Below are 18,855 nucleotides of genomic sequence, written 5' to 3'. Positions count from 1 at the left end.
ATGATTAAAATCAAAAACTTGAGGAAAGTTTATCAAACGGGTGATATCGTATTTGAAGCCTTAAAGGGTGTTGATCTGCACATTGAAAAAGGGGAATTTGTTTCAATTATAGGGCCCTCTGGATCTGGAAAGTCTACTTTAATGAATATTTTAGGCTGCTTGGACAACGCATCGGATGGTTTTTATGAACTAGAGGGTGAAATGACAAAGGACCTTTCAGATGATGCTCTATCTGAGCTCAGAAACGAAAAGATCGGCTTTATTTATCAATCCTTTAACTTGCTACCTAAATTGACTGTCGTTGAAAATGTAGAGCTGCCTTTAATCTACAGCAAATATTCAGATGCAAACAAAAGAGAGAAAGCGCTTGAAACGTTGAGACTGGTAGGACTTTCCAATAGAACGGGGCATAGACCCAATGAGATCTCTGGGGGGCAAAGGCAACGGGTTGCCATCGCAAGAGCCTTAGTGTGCGACCCTGCAATTATTTTAGCGGATGAGCCAACGGGTAACTTGGATTCTAAAACAACAGATGAAGTGATGTCCATTCTGAAAGATTTAAATGCAATGGGGCATACGATTGTCGTCGTCACCCATGAGCCAGAAATCGCAGCACAAACGGATCGAGTCATCACAGTGAAAGACGGACTCATTATTAAAGATGAAAAGACGGTGAAAACGTGAATATAAAAGCAAGTATGAAAATGGCCTTTGCCGCCATTAAAGCGAACAAAATGAGAACTTTACTGACCATGCTAGGGATCATCATAGGGATATCCTCAGTGATTGCACTGGTCACTCTAGGGAATGGCAATAAAGCGATGATGACTAAAGAATTTTCAAGCTATGGGACCAACCGTGCAATGATCTACGTGGGCAGCAGCTATGAAGATGAAAGCAATGACGTAGATTATAGCACTTATTATATAACTGCTGAAGATATCCAAATGATCAGACGGATATATGGCGATAAGCTGGAAGGTATTTCTCCTGTAGAAAGTTTTAACGGTTCTATTGTAAAAGGAAAAAACACCTATAAAATCTCGTTTTCCGCTGTGAATGAAACTTATCAACATATTGAAAATATGAACATCGTTCAAGGTAGATTCTTTAATCAGAAAGACATCGCGAATGAGAGTCAACAAATTGTCATTGCTCAAAAGATGGTTAAAAACTATTTTGGTAATGAAGACCCGTTAGGCCAGATGCTGTTAGTCGATGTAAATGGTCAAACGGAACCCTTTAGAGTTATTGGTGTATTTTCAAAAGATTCAAAAGCGTTATCGAGAGCTTCGGAAAGTACATTCGATGCCTATACTTTGTTGCCCATTGGGGCTAGAATCAACGAAAATGAAAGTTTTACCAGTCTAGAACTCAATGTGAAAAAAGAGGCCAATGTCCAGAATACCGTTGAGGGGATTGCCAACATTTTAGAGAAAAAGCACGATGCCGTTGGCAAGCGATATTATCAGGTTCAAACGATGGAAAGCCAGATGAAGATGATGAACAAGTTTACTGGCACGATCACGACTTTTGTGGCTGCAATTGCAGGGATATCCCTAATCGTTGGCGGTATTGGCATTATGAACATCATGCTCGTCTCGGTGACAGAAAGAACACGAGAAATTGGCATAAGGAAAGCCATAGGCGCTAAAAAGAAGGCAATTTTAGCTCAATTTATGATTGAATCCATTATCGTATCTGGTATCGGCGGGTTAATCGGCATCGTACTGGGTATTGGGTTTGCATTTATAGGCACAAAACTCATGAATGTGCCTTTAGTCATTGACATCAAAGTCGTCTGTGGCGCATTCCTCTTCTCAGCTCTAATTGGCATTTTCTTTGGCCTTTATCCAGCCAATAAAGCGGCTAAGCTGAACACGATTGATGCTTTGAGATATGAATAAAATTTACAAATTTACGCTTTAAGCCGCATTTTCCTTTAAACTTTCGGCGGATACACTCTCATCTTCAGGTAAGATGATGTTTAGAAAAATGGCGATAAGACCTGTAACCACGATGCCTGAACCACCAAAAATCAATTTTAATGTCTCAGGTAAATTGACCAGTGCTTCTGGAACGGAACCTAAACCAAATCCAAGGCCAAGTGCAACCGCAACAACGATGCTGTTTTTACCCTTAAGCGCATCTTTAGTAATCAAGTTGATCCCACTGATGGCAATCATAGAGAACATGACGATTCCTGCGCCACCTAAAACACTTGAAGGCATAATCGCAACAACCGCACCAATTTTAGGGAACAAACCTGCAACAATTAAGAAAACGGCACCCATCGCAACGACGAAACGACTCATGATACCTGTTAAAGTAACGATCCCGACGTTTTGGCTGTAAGAAGTATTGGGGAGCACATTAAAAACAGCGGCAATAGAACTCGCAAGACCATCTGCCATAACCCCGCCAGAAAGTTCTTTGTCAGTGGCCTCACGATTGTCGCCCCCCATGGTGATCCCAGAAATATCGCCCACCGTTTCAACAGCAGTTACAATATACATCAAGAGCATCGCAATAATCGCATCTAAATGAAAGGTCATCCCAAACTTAAGAGGCGTTGGAAATGCAAACCATGCAGCAGTACTAACAGCAGTAAAATCTATTTTTCCCATGGGAATTGCCACAAGATAGCCGACGAATAAGCCGATGAGTATAGAAGACATACTCGTGATGCCCTTAGTAAATTGTTTAAAAAATAAGATCGTAACGAGCACAATAGTGCCCAGTAGCAGATTAGAAAGCGAACCAAAATCGGGTGCGCCAGCACCACCCGCAAAGTATTTGATACCAGTAGGCAGTAAAGAAAGACCGATGGATAATAGAACAGTGCCTGTAACAACGGGTGGAAAGTACTTTCTAAGTGGCTTTAAAAAAACACCTAGGCCCATTTCAAAAAATCCACCGATAAAAGTTGCCCCTAAGATACCCGCAAGACCGTATTTCGCTGAAATGGCAATACAGGTAGGCAAGAAACCAAAACTAGTGCCTTGAACGATTGGCAGACGTGCGCCAATTGGACCTATAGGATAGAGCTGTATCAAAGTGGTAAGGCCTGCCACGAACATAGCCGCTTGGATGAGAAATGATCTTTCCTCGACGGGTAACCCGAGCACGTTAGCAAGGATAATAAGGGGTGCCACATTTCCTGTAAACATGGCCAATACATGTTGCAAACCGAGTGGGATCGCCGTCCTTAACGGGGGTATACCGTCGATATCATAGATCTGAGCATCTTTTTTCATTTTGCCTCCTAGGGTTAAATTCATCAATTCAAAGCGATTGAAAATGAATCGTATTTTTTATAATACCTTACAGTAAAATATTTTAATGATTTAATGTCCGTTAGTCAATAGAACGAAGCAAAAAAAATATAAAAAAATGTTCGTGATTTTATAGACGCCTTTTTCTCATCTGTATTTCGTAATAAAACGGATACTTGACAAAACTTTAAGTGTATTTTATGATGAAGAAGTAGCATTATTCTAGTGTGTTGCTATGAACACGAAGAAAGGAGCATTATTATGAGAAAATCGTTAATTGAGGTCTTAAAACATTAACTGAATAAAGGGTTCTGTGTCCTACAGAGGGGTGCAGTACCAAAAATTGAGCAATCTATAACGTGGAAAATGTGCGCGCGAAGAAGGCGTGTTTTTTTATGCCCTTTTTTAGCCGAAAAAGTAATTGATCCGTACAACCCGCAGAAGAGCGTTCTGCGGGTTTTTTACACCTACAACAATCCATATTTTGGAAAATTATTTATACTGCCAAGGAGGCAAATTTGAAAAAACAAAATGATATAGAAATAATGACTTTAAACGCATATGGCTGGAACATGCAATTGGAATCACGATGGACAGAAATCTTAAATAAGTCTCAAAATTCACAAAAAAAATTACACCGTGGGCGAATTCTACTGGATTATGGTCAACGCTTTAAAGTCATCACAGAACACGGGGAGAAATGGTTAGGGCGACCTACACAAAGTGATGTCCAGCTCGCTGTTGGCGATTGGGTTTTAATGACGGCAGATGATTATCAGGAAGACGAAGCCCATTTTGAAAGTCTTATGAATCGAAAGACAAAGTTTTCGAGGATGGCTGCTGGCGTCGAGGTTAAAGAACAAATCGTGGCAACAAATGTGGATATTGTATTTTTAGTGCAGTCGCTCAACAAAGACTTTAATCCTAGAAGACTTGAACGCTATTTGATCGCCACATGGGAAAGCGGTGCAACACCCGTTGTTGTTTTGACAAAGAGTGATCTTTGCGATGACTTTGCTGAAAATATTCAGAAGGTCAACGAGATTGCGGTGGGTGTGGATGTCCATGCGATCAGCGCCCTCACAGGTGAGGGTATCGCTGCCATAAGACCTTATTTTAAAGCGGGGGTCACAGTGGCACTCTTAGGATCATCCGGCGTTGGAAAATCAACACTGGTAAATACTCTAATGGGCTCTGAAATTTTAGAGACACAAGATATCCGCGAATACGATAGCAAGGGCCGTCACACCACCACTCATCGAGAGTTGGTTCTTCTGCCGGAGGGGGGTCTGATACTGGATACGCCTGGAATGCGGTCATTGGCGCTTTGGGATGCAGAAGAGGGGATGTCTCATTTTTTTGGAGACATAGAGCAGTTGTTAATGTCATGTCGTTTTAGCAACTGTGGTCATAGACATGAACCGGGCTGTGCGATTCAAGAGGCTTTAAAATCAGGTCAACTGAAGCAGGCGCATTGGGAAAGTTGGAAAAAACTCCAAAACGAACAAAAGCATCTGGATCAAAAGCTTAAACAAAAGACAAGGGCAATGGATAAAGCGCAGAGTCACTATCATACCAAGAAAGAACATAAAAATACGATTATAAAACGTGCAAGGGAGGACTATTAAAATGATTCAATGTAAAAAGTGTGAATGGTCGGATATTGAACTAGAGGTAAGAGCGTATATATCGCAAAATAATATTACGATTGACTCTTATTGGGAAGATCACATATTGGCGAGTCGCCATTATCAGTTTGTGAGTGAAGATCAGCCCGTGGGCTTTTTCGCCATTCATAACGAATCCATGATTACGCTTTTCCATGTGGTAGAAGCATATGCCAATCAGGGACAAGAACTCTTTGAAAGGATTAAACATTTTGAACAGGTGACGAATGCTTTCGTAGTAACAGGGGATGAATTCTTCTTGAGTCACTGTATCGACCATTTTACCAAAGTAGAAAAACAAGCCTACTTTTCAGTTTATACAGATAAACCATTAACTTAAAGCACTTGCAAGGGATTGTTGAAAATAATGGCCGAAAGGCACGTTCAGGGTGTTGGTACTACAATCACAACTCGAAAAAGAGCATGGAAAGTGCTGGGGCGTATTCTAAGACAAGATTGCTTAGATTTTATTTTTAGGTGATAAGAATAATTAACTTTAGTTATAAGCTTAAGTGATCAACTCAAATAGGGCATTATAATTCAAGCAGTCAAATGCTATAATCTGTTTTCCTGTTTGGTATGGCAGGGCTGTTTGCTAAATTTATCATATTGCCTGCAATTGCGATCTTTCCTCTATTTATTACATTTCTTAAGCCGCTTTTTTTTAAAGAGCAGTTAAAAAGCAGAAACGTGATTATGACGTTTCTGCTTTTTATTCAAGTAAAGCCCATCTTAACGGATATCGTTTCATCATTAGAGACCGTCTATGGGATTGTACTGGCTTTTCTGATACTTGGGGAAATCCCAACTATTCGCGAGATTGTTGGGGGATTATTATTGTAAGTGTTGCAATTGTGGGATAGATGAAAGGAAAAAGGGACGTATAATCGAGATGTAGAATGATACTATGCTGAAAGACAGTTTCTAATTTTGAACCAAAATCCCCTTAACCACCTCAACATCTAAAACCTTCCCAAACCGCTTATCCCAAATGCTCTCATGATAAAACTCATAGAGTTTTTCACTAGATAAATAGTCATTATCAAAAGTCGTAGTTGTCCCCCTAGGAATTAAAATATCATAGCCCAAAGAAAACGCTTGCTTGAGAGCAGTCCGCCGAGTATCATAAGTTATAGATTGATTAATAATCTGCGCATGACATCAGATGCTGTGAAGTGTTGGATGGCTGAATTTGAATAACCAAGTTATTAGCAGATAATGATTAAATAAATGGGAGATTAATACAAATGACACGTTTAAAAGCACAAGAGATGCATTTGCTGAAAGCTTACTTTTTACCAGAAGCTTTTGTAATGGATGAAATTGAAAATCAATCAGATGAAAACATTAAAAAATGGACTGATGCATTTGAAAATGATAAATACAGTGCCTTATTTCACTTGGGATTTTTAGAAAAAGAGAGTTGGTTTTCACCTTCAATTGAATATCTTTACCATATTACAGCACTTTTGATCAAAAAACTCAGTCAGCAATCGGAAATTGAGTTCAATAGAGATTTGGTTCAAGTTGAGCTCATGGCAGATGAGCTAGAAAAATTAAAAGAGGAAATCCCCTTTGTAATTGGCATGGAATATGTGGATGAGCACTGGATTAAAGGCTTATGGGAACACTTGCTGGATGTTTTTAAAGTAGAAATTAAAACATATGAAGGGACTGTAGCCCGTTATTTTGCAGAACACAATGCTAATATAAATGTGGCGGGAAGAATCTTTTTTCATCTGGTGGAAAATAAAGAAGGTGACTATCCGTTTGCCTTTATGGCCACTTATTCGACAAAGCCTGTTAAAAGCAAGCGTGCGGTACATACGCCTCTTAAAAATGCATTAGCAGAATTCGATGGTGATGAAAAAAAATTGTTTTCGCTTATTTCAACGGTAATTAAGGCTGCTGAAAAAAGTGCTTATATTTCAAATTTGCTCGAAAGTGGCGAGTTGTTTTCACCTTTAAAAATCACAGCGGAAGAGGCCTATACCCTTTTGAAAGAAATAGAAATTTACGAAGAAGCGGGCATCATGTGTAGAGTTCCAGATTGGTGGAAGAAGAAATACAATGCAGTTGGGGTATCCGTTGCAGTAGGTGCTAAAGAACCTTCAAAGGTCGGACTCGATGCCATTATGGATTTTGAACCCACGCTTCGCATGGGTGATGAGCAGATCACGGCGCAAGAATTACGTGCCTTTTTAGAAATGGGCGAAGGTCTTGTTCAATATAAAGGCAAATGGGTTGAAATCAATAAAAGTAAACTGGAAGCTGTACTTCATGCTTTTAATAAAATAAAGGGTTTAAAACAGGATAAGTTTTTATCTCTTGGTGAAGCCATGAGACTGGAATTAAATGTACACGCGCTTTTGGAGATTCCAGAAGATGAACTCGATATCACAGTATCCAACGGACAATGGCTCAGATCGGTGAAGGAGGGGCTTAACAATCCCACTAAAATCGAAAAAGTCGCTACGGCACCCTCATTTCATGCGGATTTAAGAGCGTATCAAGAAACAGGTTATCACTGGCTTAATCAGATGTCACAGCTTGGATTTGGGGCTTGTTTAGCAGATGATATGGGACTTGGAAAAACCGTCCAAATGATTGCGTTTTTAGAGTATCAAAGAAATCGTAATGCCAAATCCGCACTTCTTGTGTTACCCGCATCATTAATCGGCAATTGGAAGAATGAAATTGAGAAATTTGCACCTGAAATGCCATATCAGATCCTTCATAAAAGTGATTTGAAAAACGCTGAAACGATTCAAATTAGAGAAGAAGCTTTTTTATATATCACCACTTATGGGATGGCGGTTCGATTAGAAGCGCTCAAGGAGATACAGTGGGACTATTTGATTTTAGATGAAGCGCAAGCCATAAAGAATCCAGGAACCAAACAGACAAAAGCGATTAAAGCAATTCCATCTAAAATGAGAATCGCGATGACGGGCACTCCGATTGAAAATAAATTAGGTGATCTTTGGTCCCTGTTTGATTTTTTAAATCAAGGGTTACTGGGTACCACGAAAGAGTTCACAAACTTTACGAAAGAACTTGCGGATAATATGACAGGTTATGCAAAGCTTCGCAAAATGATTCAACCCTTTATATTGAGGCGGTTAAAAACGGATAAGCGCATCATAGCAGATTTACCAGATAAACTGGAAATGAATGCATATACGACTTTATCTAAAAAGCAGATTGCACTTTATAAACAGTTATTAGAACAAATTTCTGAGAAACTTGAAGAAGCGGAAGGCATTGAGCGAAAGGGACTTGTTTTATCTAGTATTATGAAGTTTAAACAGATTTGCAATCATCCAGATCAGTATTTGGGCAGAGAAGAGTACAAAGAGGCGTATAGTGGTAAGTTTGAGCAATTGAGAGCCATCTGTGAAACCATACATGAAAAAAGAGAACGCGTTCTTGTCTTTACACAGTTTAGAGAAATGACAGAACCTATTGCAGACTTATTAAGTGAAATCTTTTCAAAAGAGGGATTTGTACTTCACGGAGGGACACCCGTAAAAAAACGCAATGAAATGGTGGCAAAGTTCAACAGTGAACATTACATCCCTTACATGGTGCTTTCGCTTAAAGCAGGTGGGGTAGGCCTCAATTTAACAGCGGCAAATCATGTGATACACTTTGACCGTTGGTGGAATCCAGCAGTTGAAAATCAAGCAACAGATAGAGCTTTTCGAATTGGGCAGACTAAAAATGTCATGGTTCACAAATTTGTCACTAAGGGCACGATTGAAGAAAAAATTGATGCAATCATTGAAGAAAAACAAAAATTATCGGGAGACATCTTGAGTTCAAATGGGGAACAATGGCTTACAGAGTATAGTAATGCCGAATTGATGCAGATGTTTGCGCTAGGTGGTGATGTATAATGGGATACTATGGATTTCCAAAATATGAATCTGTGGCAGAAAAGAAAGAAAAAGCCATTCGGGCTTATGAAAAATTAAAAAAGAAAAATCCAGATATTGAGCCTATTATCATCGAGGGGAGAACGATTGCTAAAAACTGGTGGGGCAAATCCTGGAACTCGAATCTTGAAAGTTATGCCGATTACAGCAATCGAATTGCAAGAGGCAAAAGTTATGTGCGCAACAATAGTGTTTTAGACTTAAAAATAACCAAGGGCATTGTGAAGGCAAAAGTTCAAGGCAGTGGTTCAAAACCTTATGAGGTGAACATAACCATTGATGCGCTCAGCAGTCAAAAGTGGGCGCGTGTGGTAGAACTCTGCAATCACAGAATAGATTCTCTGGAACAACTCTTTGAGGGCAAGTTTCCAAAAGCGTTAGAGGTCCTATTTATCGATAAACAATATGGCATGTTTCCATCCCCTAATGAAATTCACTTTAATTGCAGTTGTCCCGATTGGGCTTACATGTGCAAGCATGTGGCAGCGGTACTGTATGGCATTGGCGCCAAATTAGATCAAGACCCCATGCTCTTTTTTGAACTCAGAAACTTAGACGGACAAGCACTCATCCAGAAATCCATGGAGAGCAGGCTTGAAAATATGCTTAAAAATGCAGGCAAGAAAAGCGACCGTGAAATTGCTGAAGCAGATTTATCTGAGTTATTTGGACTGGAATAAGAAGTATATATCACGATGACAGTATAAGTATATAAAAGTTAGACGATAGGAATGGAGGCTATTCAATGGATAAAAATGGGTTCAAAATTATTGACACCTTAGAATTAGAGGATTCTGATATGGATGAACTTCTGGAAACCATGAGTGATCATGATTACTTTCTTGGCGTGGATATGCTTGATGAAGATGAATGTGATGCTATTCTAAATGAATTTTACAAAAAAGCAGCGGCTGTTTACAAGGAAAAACCATGGTCATATCTCTCAGAGACTGATATTTTCGAACTTGCACTGGAAAGTTTTGGGCATAAGGATAAAGACAATTATTATGTCAGCGTTATGGGCCACGGAGAGATAAGTCGAGGGGTGATATTTTATCAAGGGCTTCAGGGACTTCAAGCTTCTTTCAAAATGTTTGTTGAACCCAATGAAGACATTCATCAGATCGCTACGAGCCAATCTTATATTGCACTTCATTTTGATCAAGAGGATCAATTAAATGAAATTGATATGACATTTGTTACGAGGTCTGGGGTTTCTTTTAAGGGGGTTAAAGAACTGCCTTATTTAAGAGTTCAAGATTCAGGTATGTTGCCATGTCCACTTGAAGTGATTGAACTCATTGACATGACGGAACTCCTTGATGCGGCACTTGGTATGTTTAAATATTTGAAGAAAAATAAACAATTGAGAGATTGGCTTGAGAAAGATCAACTTTTTTCGATGTCGATTTCTGAAAATGGCAAAGTAAATTATGAGTTCAAGCAGATAGAAGCACTGTTAAATCAGTCCCTATATATTGCGTGTTATTATGACGAGCTTTCTATGAGAAAACTCAAGAAAAAAGTCAAATTGAGTCAAGCACACTGGGAAGTCGACCAGTTCTATTTGCCAAATCCTATTTTTGAAGAAGATAGCGATTACTTAGGCTATTTTCCTTCTGTTCTGGTGGTTGTTGATCGAGAAAGTGAACAAATCATCGGGCATCATATTTCGGAGCCTATGGCATCTGAACTCGAATTTCAAACTTACTTTTATGAACTCTTAATGACATTAGAAAAGAAACCTAAAAACATCTTTTTTAAGAATCAAGAAGTGATTCAATTTATTTTTCCAATTCTCGAAGAACTGGAAATTGAATTTGAGTATGATGAACATCTTTTATCGGCATCAAAAGTTGTTGAGGGTATTTTTAATCCTATTTTAACCTAAAAGCCGAGAAGTCTCCTTCCTCTTAGCCTTCCTTGCTCAGGGAGTGAGAGCGTAGGTGGGAGATGAATCGGTGGTTTTTGCCTTTGAAATATGCTGCAGAAAATGCTATAATGTAATCAGTAGTAGTATACAAAGGAGGCTGGAAATAAATGAAAATGGATAATAATAATCATTCAGTGTTTTTGATGTATTATCATCTTGTGCTAGTAATCAAATATAGACGAATGGTCCTTGACGATGCAGTATCTGAAAGAGCTAAAGAAATATTCGAATATATCGCAAAAAATTACAATATAACATTGTTAGAGTGGAATCACGACAGTGACCATATTCACATACTGTTCAAGGCACACCCAAATAGTGAATTATCGAAGTTTATTAATGCTTATAAAAGTGCGAGYTCAAGRCTACTCAAAAATGAATTTCAGTCAATTCGTAAAAAATTATGGAAAGAATATTTTTGGTCAAGAAGTTATTGTTTACTTACAACTGGTGGCGCACCCCTTGAAGTCATCAAGAAATATATAGAAAGTCAAGGTGAAAAGCATTGAATAAAGCGTTCAAATTTAGAATATATCCAAATTCAGAACAAGAAGTGCTCATAGGTAAGACTTTTGGTTGTGTGCGTTTTATCTACAATAAAATGCTAGGCGATAAAATAGAATATTACAAGAGGACAAATCAAAAACTGAAAAATACCCCCGCACAATATAAAGCAGAATTTGAATGGCTAAGAGAAGTCGACAGTCTAGCACTTGCTAATGCGCAAATGAATTTGCAAACAGCCTATAACAACTTTTTTAGAAAGCCTAAAACAGGATTTCCTAAATTCAAGTCAAAACGAAATAATAACAAAAGTTATACAACTAATTTTGTAAATGGAAATATCAAGTTAGAAAATGGTTGTATTGTTTTACCAAAGCTTAAAGCTGTGAAAATCAAACAGCACCGAGCTATTCCTAAAGAATACAAACTTAAAGCTGTAACGGTAAGTCAAACTGCAACTGGGAAGTATTTTGCAAGTATCTTATATGAATATGAAGTGACTATAGAAACAGTTCAGCCTAAAACATTCTTAGGGTTAGATTTTTCCATGAAAGCACTTTTTCTATCTTCCGATGGCATATCAGCAGAGTATCCTAGATATTACAGACAGTTGCTAGAACAACTCAAACGCGAACAAAAAAAGCTATCTCTGTGCCAAAAGGGCAGTAAAAATCGTAACAAACAAAGAATAAAAGTAGCGAAAATTCATGAGAAAGTGACGAACCAACGAAAAGACTTTTTACACAAGCAGTCAAAGCAGATCGCCGATGCTGTTGATGCGGTGTGTATTGAAGATTTGGACATGAAGGTGATGTCACAAGCGTTGAATTTTGGTAAAAGTGTTATGGATAATGGGTTTGGGATGTTCGTGTCTATGCTTAATTACAAGTTGATGGAACAAGGRAAACACCTCGTCAAAATTGACAAATGGTTTCCAAGTTCTAAAAAGTGTAGTGTTTGCGGGATAGTGAAGAAAACATTATTGCTTTCAGAGCGGACATATCATTGCGAAGATTGTGGCATGACAATGGATAGGGATTACAATGCAAGTATAAATATCAAAACTGAAGGTATACGCTTATTATTAGGGTAAACGAACTCATCGAACCGTGGGGCACACGGGGATAGCTTGCTTATGCTGTAGCCGTTAGGCTACTCGAACAAGAAGCCCCCACACTTCAAGTGGTGGGAGTATGTCACGTGGTGAGCACTGATCTAAAATGCTTTTTCTATTCATAGCGGGTTAAATAAATAGAAAAACCTTACAAACTTTGCATTAGAAGTCTGTAAGGTTTTTTAAATTTTTTTACAATACGTATGAACTGATGATTTTATTAAATTTAACAATATCAAAATTACCTTTGATTTCAAATTTAACTTTCCCCACTGCACTTATATAAAGCTCTATTTCACAGTCAAGGTCTAAAGTGCCAGCCGTTTCAACCGAAAAAGTTTGAATTTTACTGTAAGGAATTGAAGTGTAATCTACTTTTTTACCAGTAAGGCCCTGTACATTAGCGGCAATAACACGTTTGTTTGTAAATACGACTTGATCTCTTATGGTTTGAAATACAGACAGAACAGATTCTCCATCAATTAAAAATTCGTTTATTGTAGGTAATATTTTGCCATCTTTAACGGGAGATAGCTTAAATATAGTGTTACTGTTAAAATCAATCATTTTCATTCTCCTTTGAAATAGTATTTATATCAGCAGATTGAATCAATCTAAAGATGAAGTGCGAAAAATGGTGCAAATAATGATCGGAGTTGTCTACTAGAATATAGCATAAATATAGTTTAAAGTCTTTAGAAAAATTGACTATAAATGCATTAATGTTGTTTGAAGAAAGCAGTGGCCGCATCAACTCTTGTACGGTATAATTATGTACAAGTAAATAAAACTTAAAAGAGTTCCAAGCACTGAGTTAAAATTGACATCATTAGAAATTCGACTTAACAAAATCAGGAGGTCACATGAAACCAAAACATTATCTAACCTCTATAGCACTTTTAATCTGTTTGCTATCGATTACAGCTTGTGGAAAACTAACAACAGTGGATAAGACATCGCCGGCGCCAGAGGTGCCCTCAAATGCATCTGAACAGACAGATTCACAGGCACCACAAGAAACTGAAACAACAACGCTTGAAGACGCTTCAACCACAGCAAATTCGTCTTCGCTTGCTCCACCTTCGGGCTATTTATTTGAAAACAGCGATCAGATCAAGTTGAAATTAGAAGACGTTGCTGGCTATGATCATCTCATGTTACGCGTTGGCGTTAACGAAATCTATGCACGAAGAGGCTATACCTTTAACGATGCATATTGGAAACGGTATTTTGAAAGTCAATCCTGGTATAAAGCCGATGAGCACTTTAGTGAAAATAACTTTTCGGATATTGAAAAAGCGAACATAGAGTTTCTAAAGAAACAAAAGGCGATGTTATCCATAGGAGAGATCCATGTAGATTTTGATGGGGATGGCATTAAGGAAAACATAACAGTGGATGAGTCCATATTGACTCAAATAATTGACAGAGAAAGCAAATGGGCACCTTGGGACGATTCTTACATGGGGGCACTTGTAACAGATATTGATATCACCGATGGTGAAAGAGAATTGATTCTCTACGATGCTGGTCCCAGTGCAGATTTTACCAGTGCGTTATGTCGCTATAATCCTAAAACCCAAGACTGGACATGTATAAGCATTCAGACCTCACAATATTTTGATCACGAGTCAGAGGGTAAGGGGCACATTGAACTAGAGGTTTTGCAGTATGACATTTTTGCGACGGGCTTATATGAATACAAGCAGGGAGAGCTCATTTTAAAAGAGATCACTTACCCAAATTACACGTTGTCAAAAACACTCGGTACTTTGCAAAAAGGGACAATGGTTACGCTAGAACCGATTCCAGAAAAAAGCGAGAAAGCTGCTCTGAGAATTATTGAAGCCGCACATCCAGAAAATTCAGAAATCGTATATGTAAGAGAAGAAAATGCCGTAGAGTTTGGCGTGTATTTTGGACTCATGCAAGAATACTTTGACGAAGTTACAGAAATGTACTATGGCGACTAACTTGCCTTGATCTACCTGCAATAATATACTATGAAGATTGTTGGAAGTTTTTATATGTTTTATTTGGCGTATAAAGTTTATCATATGAATTCAAATACAACAGAAAATTCGGAAGTAGTTTCTCTCAAATCAGGGTTTATCAGGCAATTTGTTAATCCTAAAGTTACTTTATTCACATTGACAGTGATTCCAAATTTTGTTTTGCTGTATTATAGTAGGCCAGTTCAAATATTGGGGAAAAAAGAACTCATTTTATTTAAAGAGCTGATCGGTTACAATTCGCAATTGAAAAGAAACATTCTTAATCTTTCAAAGGCCATTCTCAATCATGAAGACGATGTGCTTTGCAGTGAATTGCGCATACAAGTTGCAGAGAGTGTCTCTTAGACAGAAATGTGTTATAAATAAAAGAAAGATCCATTGAGGATAAAAAAATCTAAAGAAATCATTGCGTCAAAATCAAAGCGTATACTCAGTTCGCTATGCTACCTTCGTAACCCTTGCGCAATCCGTTAGGATTGCATTCAGTGGGAGTTCGGACTCCCACTGAATTAGGAATATGAACCCCCATTTTGAGAAGTGGGGGACATCTCCCTGAGGGTTATAATCATGTTTTGAAATTAGAAGTGTTAAGTAATGAATTTAACATGTCCAAATTCCAGTTTATCAGAGCATTTAAAGAAGCAACTGGTATTTCACCCTATGGGTATTATTTAAACAGTAAAATAGAATTTGCGCGGAGACTGATTGAGGAGAAAAAAGACGTTTATGCAGCCATAGAAGCTGGATAGACTACAGACCTGAATGTTAAGGGACATCTATAGACCTGAATTTTCATTCCTATATTGGCTTGGGGATAACCCTGTATGTTGCTTAAAAACAAAAGAGAAATAAGCGGAATCTTCAAAGCCAACATCTTCTGCTATGGTGTAAGTTTTGGTTGTTGTTTCACTCAATAATTTTTTGGCCTGATCAATTCGGACTTCTCTCAAATGTTGGGAAATGGTCTTGGTGGTCTTATTTTTATAGACACGGCTTAAATAAGAGCTGTTTACATGAATATGTTTTGCGATGTCCATGAGTTTTATGGGGTGATTATAATGTTTATCGATATACTTATTGGCCTTAATGATAATATAGTTGTTGTTGCTTTCGGAGAGATAAGCGATGATCTTCTCTATTAAAATACATAATATAGAAGATAAATCATCCACAGAATGTGCCGATATTATTTCTTGATAGGGTTTAGTATCTAAGAAAATATCATCTATATTCAAAGAATTCTTGTTCACCGTATCCATACAAATAGAGTAAATCGCTACGGCAATAGAACGAATATAGTCGATGGGCTCTGTATTTTCTTTTAAAGTTTGGAATAAAGTTTGAATAGATTGAAGCGCTTGAACCTGTTTATCTTTTGAAAGATAGCACTTTATATTATCAAGGTTAAGGTCAACGTATGAAGGTTTAATTTTGAAGTCCTCAATGGTGCTAAAAAGCACAAGGGGGCTTTTATCATAGAATGTGTAACTCAGACATCTTTGAGCTTCTTGAAAGGCTATGGGGGCCTGAATAAGAGCATGATGTACATTGCTGATACCAATAGAGATTTCTACACCGACAAATTTATGTACAAAATCATAAATTTCTTCGCATTTACGCTGTAACGTCTCGATCTCATGAACATTGTCTTTTTTTAGTAAAGCACCATATAGGCGCACATCAAATGAAATAAAATCTTGTGAAAAATCATCGAGCAATTGTTCTATAAAACTACATGATTGTGCATAGGTAGATTCATGCTGGCTTTGAATTTTAAAGAGCATAATGCGATAATTGGATGCAAAAAAAACAAGGAGGTGCGGTTTTTTGCTAGATTCTTCAGGATTAATTTGGCCCATTAATACATTTTTGATCAAATCGTTATGCTCTTGCAAATTGATGATTTTAAGCTTAGATTCAAGCTTTTGTAAATGCAATTTGTTTTGAGTAAGTGATTCTAGTTTTAGAATCGTTTCTTGGATTGCCTGAGTGATATTTTCTATAGAAGATGGTTTCACAATAAAATCAGAAACATTATACCTAATGGCAGACTGTGCATATTTAAAATCAGAATAACCAGAATATAAGATGATTTTTATTTGAGGCGCATTTATAGAAATATATTTGGCAACATCAATGCCATCGGCACCAGGCATCCTGATATCGCTGAAGATAAGATCTACTTGGCTATTTTTTATATATTCAATGGCCTCTAGTCCATTTTCAAAATCTGCAACAACCTCAATTTTAAGTGCTTGCCAATCGATAAACTCTATAAGGCCTTTTCGAATGGTCTCTTCATCATCAATAACAATGAGCTTGTACATAAATCAAACCTCCATATCTTTTGGGATGATTATTCTGGCGAGTGTACCAACACCCGCTTCACTAGTGATGGTAATGCCATATGGGCTACCGTAAAGTAATCGGATTCTGTTGTTAATATTGTTAAGCCCCACATGGCTTCCAACAGAGGTTTTAGCTTCTTTAAAAGAAAGCCAGTTAAGCTGACTTACGTCAAAACCAACACCATCATCTTGAACCGTAATGATAAGATCACTGTCGTTTTCTTTGACATTAATTGAAATAAAACTGGACGTCATCTTACACTCAATACCATGAATAATAGCATTTTCAATGAGCGTTTGGATCGAAAACTTTGGAAGTTTATATTTGAGTAAGTCATCCGAACACAAATTAGTTTTAGTTTTCAATCGATTGCTAAAGCGAAGGGTCTGTAGATAAAGATAGAAATTGACATAATCTAATTCTTGTTCAAGTGTGACTTTATCTTGATTGCTGAACGTTAAATTATTGCGCAATAGTTGACTTAAAGCAGTGATCATTTGCTCAATCTTTTCATTTTCACTTTGGCGAGCTTCCCAAATGATGGATTCTAGGACGTTGAACATAAAGTGCGGATTAATTTGCGCGTGAAGTGCTTTTAATTCGCTCTCGCGGACCAGTATTTGTTTTTCATAGACTTCGCTGAAAAGATACTGGATTTGGTCAATCATATCGTTGTAAGCGCAGCTCAGTTCATTTAGTTCCTTGTATTTGTAAGTTGGCATTTTTGTCTTGAAATGACTTGAAATCGTTTCTTCTATATGTTCAGTTATTTTTTTTAGTGGCACGGTCATATAGCTTACAGCATAGATGCCTACGATGACGGCGATAAGGATGCTGAATAAAACAAAGTAAATATAATCAGGGAGTGCTCTCCAAATTTCGGATTGAAATAGTGATTTTGGCACATAAGTAATCGCTTTAAAGTTTAAATCCCTAATTTCTTCGGTGATGGCGAGATAATCGCCTTCCAAATCAATGAGTTGATTGATACTTGACATTTTAGAAAGCGTGAAAATATCATCGGGGATTGTGATGCCAATTTGATTTGGATCTGTATGAAATCTGTAAATATTTTGATTATCAAATATGGCAGTTGTCCATTCTTTATGGTCGCTTTGATCAAAAAAACCTTTGAGTGCCTTATAATCTACGCCGATGATCAGCATTCCAAGAACAGAATCCGTAACATAATCGGTGATTGTCTTGGAAAAGTAGATTTTGCCATGGGTTGGGTAATAGCGAATGACTTCTTTGCTATCATTAGTATAGTTTGTGTGGAACTCCTGTGCTTCTTTTAAAATGGTATCATTAGGCAAATAGTCACTCAACAAATAAAAGTAAGTATGACTAGAGCAGACAAACACAGAATCAATGAGATCATGGTTAAAAGCATAGTCGTTACTGAGAATGTATTTTAATTCGTTTTCGATATTAAGTTTCACTTTTTGGGTCAAATAGTATGACTTTTCGGCGTGATTTAATTCATACAAACTTGTTCGAATCGTCTGGCTTGAGAGTAAAATATGCTGTGTGTTATCCAGTGTTCTGAGATTGTTAATAACACTGTCTCCGAGGTGATTCAATGTTTGCTTAATAGAACCTTCCACATAAATAGAATAAAAATAATCCTTAAAAATGGAGTAAGTATAGAACATAAACATGATGGATGGGATTAGGATAGCAATAAGAACGATGACGATAATGCGCGTCCTCAAATATTGTCTTTGCCTTTGAAATTTCAAAAAATGCGGGTTCTTTTTTAAAACAGACATTTTAACCTCTTATGAAAAGTAAAGCATTATCAAAGCGTATACTCAGTCCGCTTTGAACCCTTGCGCAAAACGTTAGGATTGCATTTCGTGGGAGTTTGGACGCCCATGGAACTGGGGAGATGTCGCCAAAGGATTATATTAATTATAGAACAAAATTCACTTAGGTTAAATTATATTGATTGAAAAGGTAAAAAAAATCATTAAAAGGTAAAAAAAATTACATTTTACAAACCTAAAAATAACATTGGGTTAAATTTGACATAAGAATAGTGAAGGTGTCAAACTTTT

Annotated in this window: 18 protein-coding genes; 13 read left to right on the top strand and 5 right to left on the bottom strand. The window is 37.5% G+C overall.

From position 1 onward, the window contains the following. The gene (locus F3D3_RS00810) at positions 1 to 684 is read left to right on the top strand and encodes an ABC transporter ATP-binding protein (RefSeq protein ID WP_069870267.1); all 684 of its coding nucleotides are present in this window, start codon (positions 1 to 3) and stop codon (positions 682 to 684) included. Positions 685 to 734: 50 nt separating this feature from the next. Next, complete coding sequence (locus F3D3_RS00805; RefSeq protein WP_207645329.1) at positions 735 to 1,907, top strand: ABC transporter permease; 1,173 nt, start codon at positions 735 to 737, stop codon at positions 1,905 to 1,907. Between the two features lie 18 nt (positions 1,908 to 1,925). Here the strand turns inward: F3D3_RS00805 and F3D3_RS00800 are convergent, their stop codons facing one another. Further along, positions 1,926 to 3,257, bottom strand: coding sequence for a uracil-xanthine permease family protein (locus tag F3D3_RS00800; RefSeq protein WP_069870265.1), 1,332 nt, complete (start codon positions 3,255 to 3,257; stop codon positions 1,926 to 1,928). A gap of 536 nt (positions 3,258 to 3,793) precedes the next feature. Between F3D3_RS00800 and rsgA the strand changes: the two genes are divergently transcribed. The 3 genes from rsgA to F3D3_RS23965 all read left to right on the top strand — a co-directional run bounded on the left by rsgA (position 3,794) and on the right by F3D3_RS23965 (position 5,785). After that, a complete protein-coding gene (gene rsgA / locus F3D3_RS00795) occupies positions 3,794 to 4,903 on the top strand; it encodes a ribosome small subunit-dependent GTPase A (protein ID WP_069870262.1) in 1,110 nt (369 codons plus the stop codon). A gap of 1 nt (position 4,904) precedes the next feature. Beyond that, the gene (locus F3D3_RS00790) at positions 4,905 to 5,282 is read left to right on the top strand and encodes a hypothetical protein (protein ID WP_069870260.1); all 378 of its coding nucleotides are present in this window, start codon (positions 4,905 to 4,907) and stop codon (positions 5,280 to 5,282) included. A 239-nt stretch (positions 5,283 to 5,521) separates the two neighbouring features. Next, positions 5,522 to 5,785, top strand: coding sequence for a hypothetical protein (locus tag F3D3_RS23965; protein WP_069870258.1), 264 nt, complete (start codon positions 5,522 to 5,524; stop codon positions 5,783 to 5,785). 81 nt (positions 5,786 to 5,866) lie between these two features. Here the strand turns inward: F3D3_RS23965 and F3D3_RS23960 are convergent, their stop codons facing one another. Beyond that, on the bottom strand, positions 5,867 to 6,031 hold the full coding sequence (locus F3D3_RS23960) for an isochorismatase (RefSeq protein ID WP_175438254.1): 165 nt from the start codon (positions 6,029 to 6,031) through the stop codon (positions 5,867 to 5,869). A 158-nt stretch (positions 6,032 to 6,189) separates the two neighbouring features. Between F3D3_RS23960 and F3D3_RS00780 the strand changes: the two genes are divergently transcribed. From F3D3_RS00780 to F3D3_RS00760, 5 genes are all read left to right on the top strand, one after another. After that, a complete protein-coding gene (locus F3D3_RS00780) occupies positions 6,190 to 8,841 on the top strand; it encodes a DEAD/DEAH box helicase (RefSeq protein WP_069870256.1) in 2,652 nt (883 codons plus the stop codon). Further along, positions 8,841 to 9,560, top strand: coding sequence for an SWIM zinc finger family protein (locus tag F3D3_RS00775; RefSeq protein WP_069870254.1), 720 nt, complete (start codon positions 8,841 to 8,843; stop codon positions 9,558 to 9,560). The genes F3D3_RS00780 and F3D3_RS00775 overlap by 1 nt, the downstream gene beginning before the upstream one ends. Before the next feature lie 65 nt (positions 9,561 to 9,625). Beyond that, entirely contained in the window at positions 9,626 to 10,771 is a 1,146-nt protein-coding gene (locus F3D3_RS00770) for a hypothetical protein (RefSeq protein WP_069870252.1), read from the top strand. Positions 10,772 to 10,920: 149 nt separating this feature from the next. Continuing rightward, positions 10,921 to 11,322: an IS200/IS605 family transposase gene (tnpA, locus tag F3D3_RS00765; RefSeq protein ID WP_069870250.1), complete on the top strand. Its 402-nt coding sequence runs from the start codon at positions 10,921 to 10,923 to the stop codon at positions 11,320 to 11,322. After that, positions 11,319 to 12,410, top strand: a complete 1,092-nt coding sequence (locus tag F3D3_RS00760; protein WP_069870248.1) for an RNA-guided endonuclease TnpB family protein — start codon at positions 11,319 to 11,321, stop codon at positions 12,408 to 12,410. The genes tnpA and F3D3_RS00760 overlap by 4 nt, the downstream gene beginning before the upstream one ends. 213 nt (positions 12,411 to 12,623) lie before the next feature. On the opposite strand, the gene F3D3_RS00755 is transcribed toward F3D3_RS00760, so the two are convergent. Beyond that, positions 12,624 to 12,998, bottom strand: a complete 375-nt coding sequence (locus F3D3_RS00755) for a PH domain-containing protein (protein WP_069870245.1) — start codon at positions 12,996 to 12,998, stop codon at positions 12,624 to 12,626. Positions 12,999 to 13,294: 296 nt separating this feature from the next. On the opposite strand from F3D3_RS00755, the gene F3D3_RS00750 reads away from it, so the two are divergent. From F3D3_RS00750 to F3D3_RS23955, 3 genes are all read left to right on the top strand, one after another. Further along, positions 13,295 to 14,404 (top strand): YARHG domain-containing protein, encoded by a 1,110-nt coding sequence (locus F3D3_RS00750; protein ID WP_069870243.1) that lies wholly within the window; start codon positions 13,295 to 13,297, stop codon positions 14,402 to 14,404. 84 nt (positions 14,405 to 14,488) lie between these two features. Beyond that, positions 14,489 to 14,791 (top strand): hypothetical protein, encoded by a 303-nt coding sequence (locus tag F3D3_RS00745; protein ID WP_207645328.1) that lies wholly within the window; start codon positions 14,489 to 14,491, stop codon positions 14,789 to 14,791. A 227-nt stretch (positions 14,792 to 15,018) separates the two neighbouring features. Beyond that, entirely contained in the window at positions 15,019 to 15,195 is a 177-nt protein-coding gene (locus F3D3_RS23955) for a hypothetical protein (protein ID WP_175438253.1), read from the top strand. Positions 15,196 to 15,222: 27 nt separating this feature from the next. Here the strand turns inward: F3D3_RS23955 and F3D3_RS00740 are convergent, their stop codons facing one another. Further along, the gene (locus F3D3_RS00740) at positions 15,223 to 16,773 is read right to left on the bottom strand and encodes a response regulator (protein ID WP_069870239.1); all 1,551 of its coding nucleotides are present in this window, start codon (positions 16,771 to 16,773) and stop codon (positions 15,223 to 15,225) included. Between the two features lie 3 nt (positions 16,774 to 16,776). Next, positions 16,777 to 18,567, bottom strand: a complete 1,791-nt coding sequence (locus F3D3_RS00735) for a sensor histidine kinase (RefSeq protein ID WP_069870237.1) — start codon at positions 18,565 to 18,567, stop codon at positions 16,777 to 16,779. Between the last annotated feature and the right edge of the window lie 288 nt (positions 18,568 to 18,855).

Origin of the sequence: Fusibacter sp. 3D3 (assembly GCF_001748365.1) — a bacterium.
Classification (GTDB): domain Bacteria; phylum Bacillota; class Clostridia; order Peptostreptococcales; family Acidaminobacteraceae; genus Fusibacter_A.
Note: the sequence above shows the minus strand (reverse complement) of the source record. Positions and strands in the feature narration are given on the sequence as shown.

What these genes read in the sequence shown, in the direction of transcription:
- F3D3_RS00810 (WP_069870267.1), top strand. Translation starts at nt 1, where the DNA reads ATGATTAAAATCAAAAACTTGAGGAAAGTTTATCAAACGGGTGATATC.
- F3D3_RS00805 (WP_207645329.1), top strand. Translation starts at nt 735, where the DNA reads ATGAGAACTTTACTGACCATGCTAGGGATCATCATAGGGATATCCTCA.
- F3D3_RS00800 (WP_069870265.1), bottom strand. Translation starts at nt 3,257, where the DNA reads ATGAAAAAAGATGCTCAGATCTATGATATCGACGGTATACCCCCGTTA.
- F3D3_RS00790 (WP_069870260.1), top strand. Translation starts at nt 4,905, where the DNA reads ATGATTCAATGTAAAAAGTGTGAATGGTCGGATATTGAACTAGAGGTA.
- F3D3_RS23965 (WP_069870258.1), top strand. Translation starts at nt 5,522, where the DNA reads ATGGCAGGGCTGTTTGCTAAATTTATCATATTGCCTGCAATTGCGATC.
- F3D3_RS00780 (WP_069870256.1), top strand. Translation starts at nt 6,190, where the DNA reads ATGACACGTTTAAAAGCACAAGAGATGCATTTGCTGAAAGCTTACTTT.
- F3D3_RS00775 (WP_069870254.1), top strand. Translation starts at nt 8,841, where the DNA reads ATGGGATACTATGGATTTCCAAAATATGAATCTGTGGCAGAAAAGAAA.
- F3D3_RS00770 (WP_069870252.1), top strand. Translation starts at nt 9,626, where the DNA reads ATGGATAAAAATGGGTTCAAAATTATTGACACCTTAGAATTAGAGGAT.
- F3D3_RS00755 (WP_069870245.1), bottom strand. Translation starts at nt 12,998, where the DNA reads ATGATTGATTTTAACAGTAACACTATATTTAAGCTATCTCCCGTTAAA.
- F3D3_RS00750 (WP_069870243.1), top strand. Translation starts at nt 13,295, where the DNA reads ATGAAACCAAAACATTATCTAACCTCTATAGCACTTTTAATCTGTTTG.
- F3D3_RS00745 (WP_207645328.1), top strand. Translation starts at nt 14,489, where the DNA reads ATGAATTCAAATACAACAGAAAATTCGGAAGTAGTTTCTCTCAAATCA.
- F3D3_RS00740 (WP_069870239.1), bottom strand. Translation starts at nt 16,773, where the DNA reads ATGTACAAGCTCATTGTTATTGATGATGAAGAGACCATTCGAAAAGGC.
- F3D3_RS00735 (WP_069870237.1), bottom strand. Translation starts at nt 18,567, where the DNA reads ATGTCTGTTTTAAAAAAGAACCCGCATTTTTTGAAATTTCAAAGGCAA.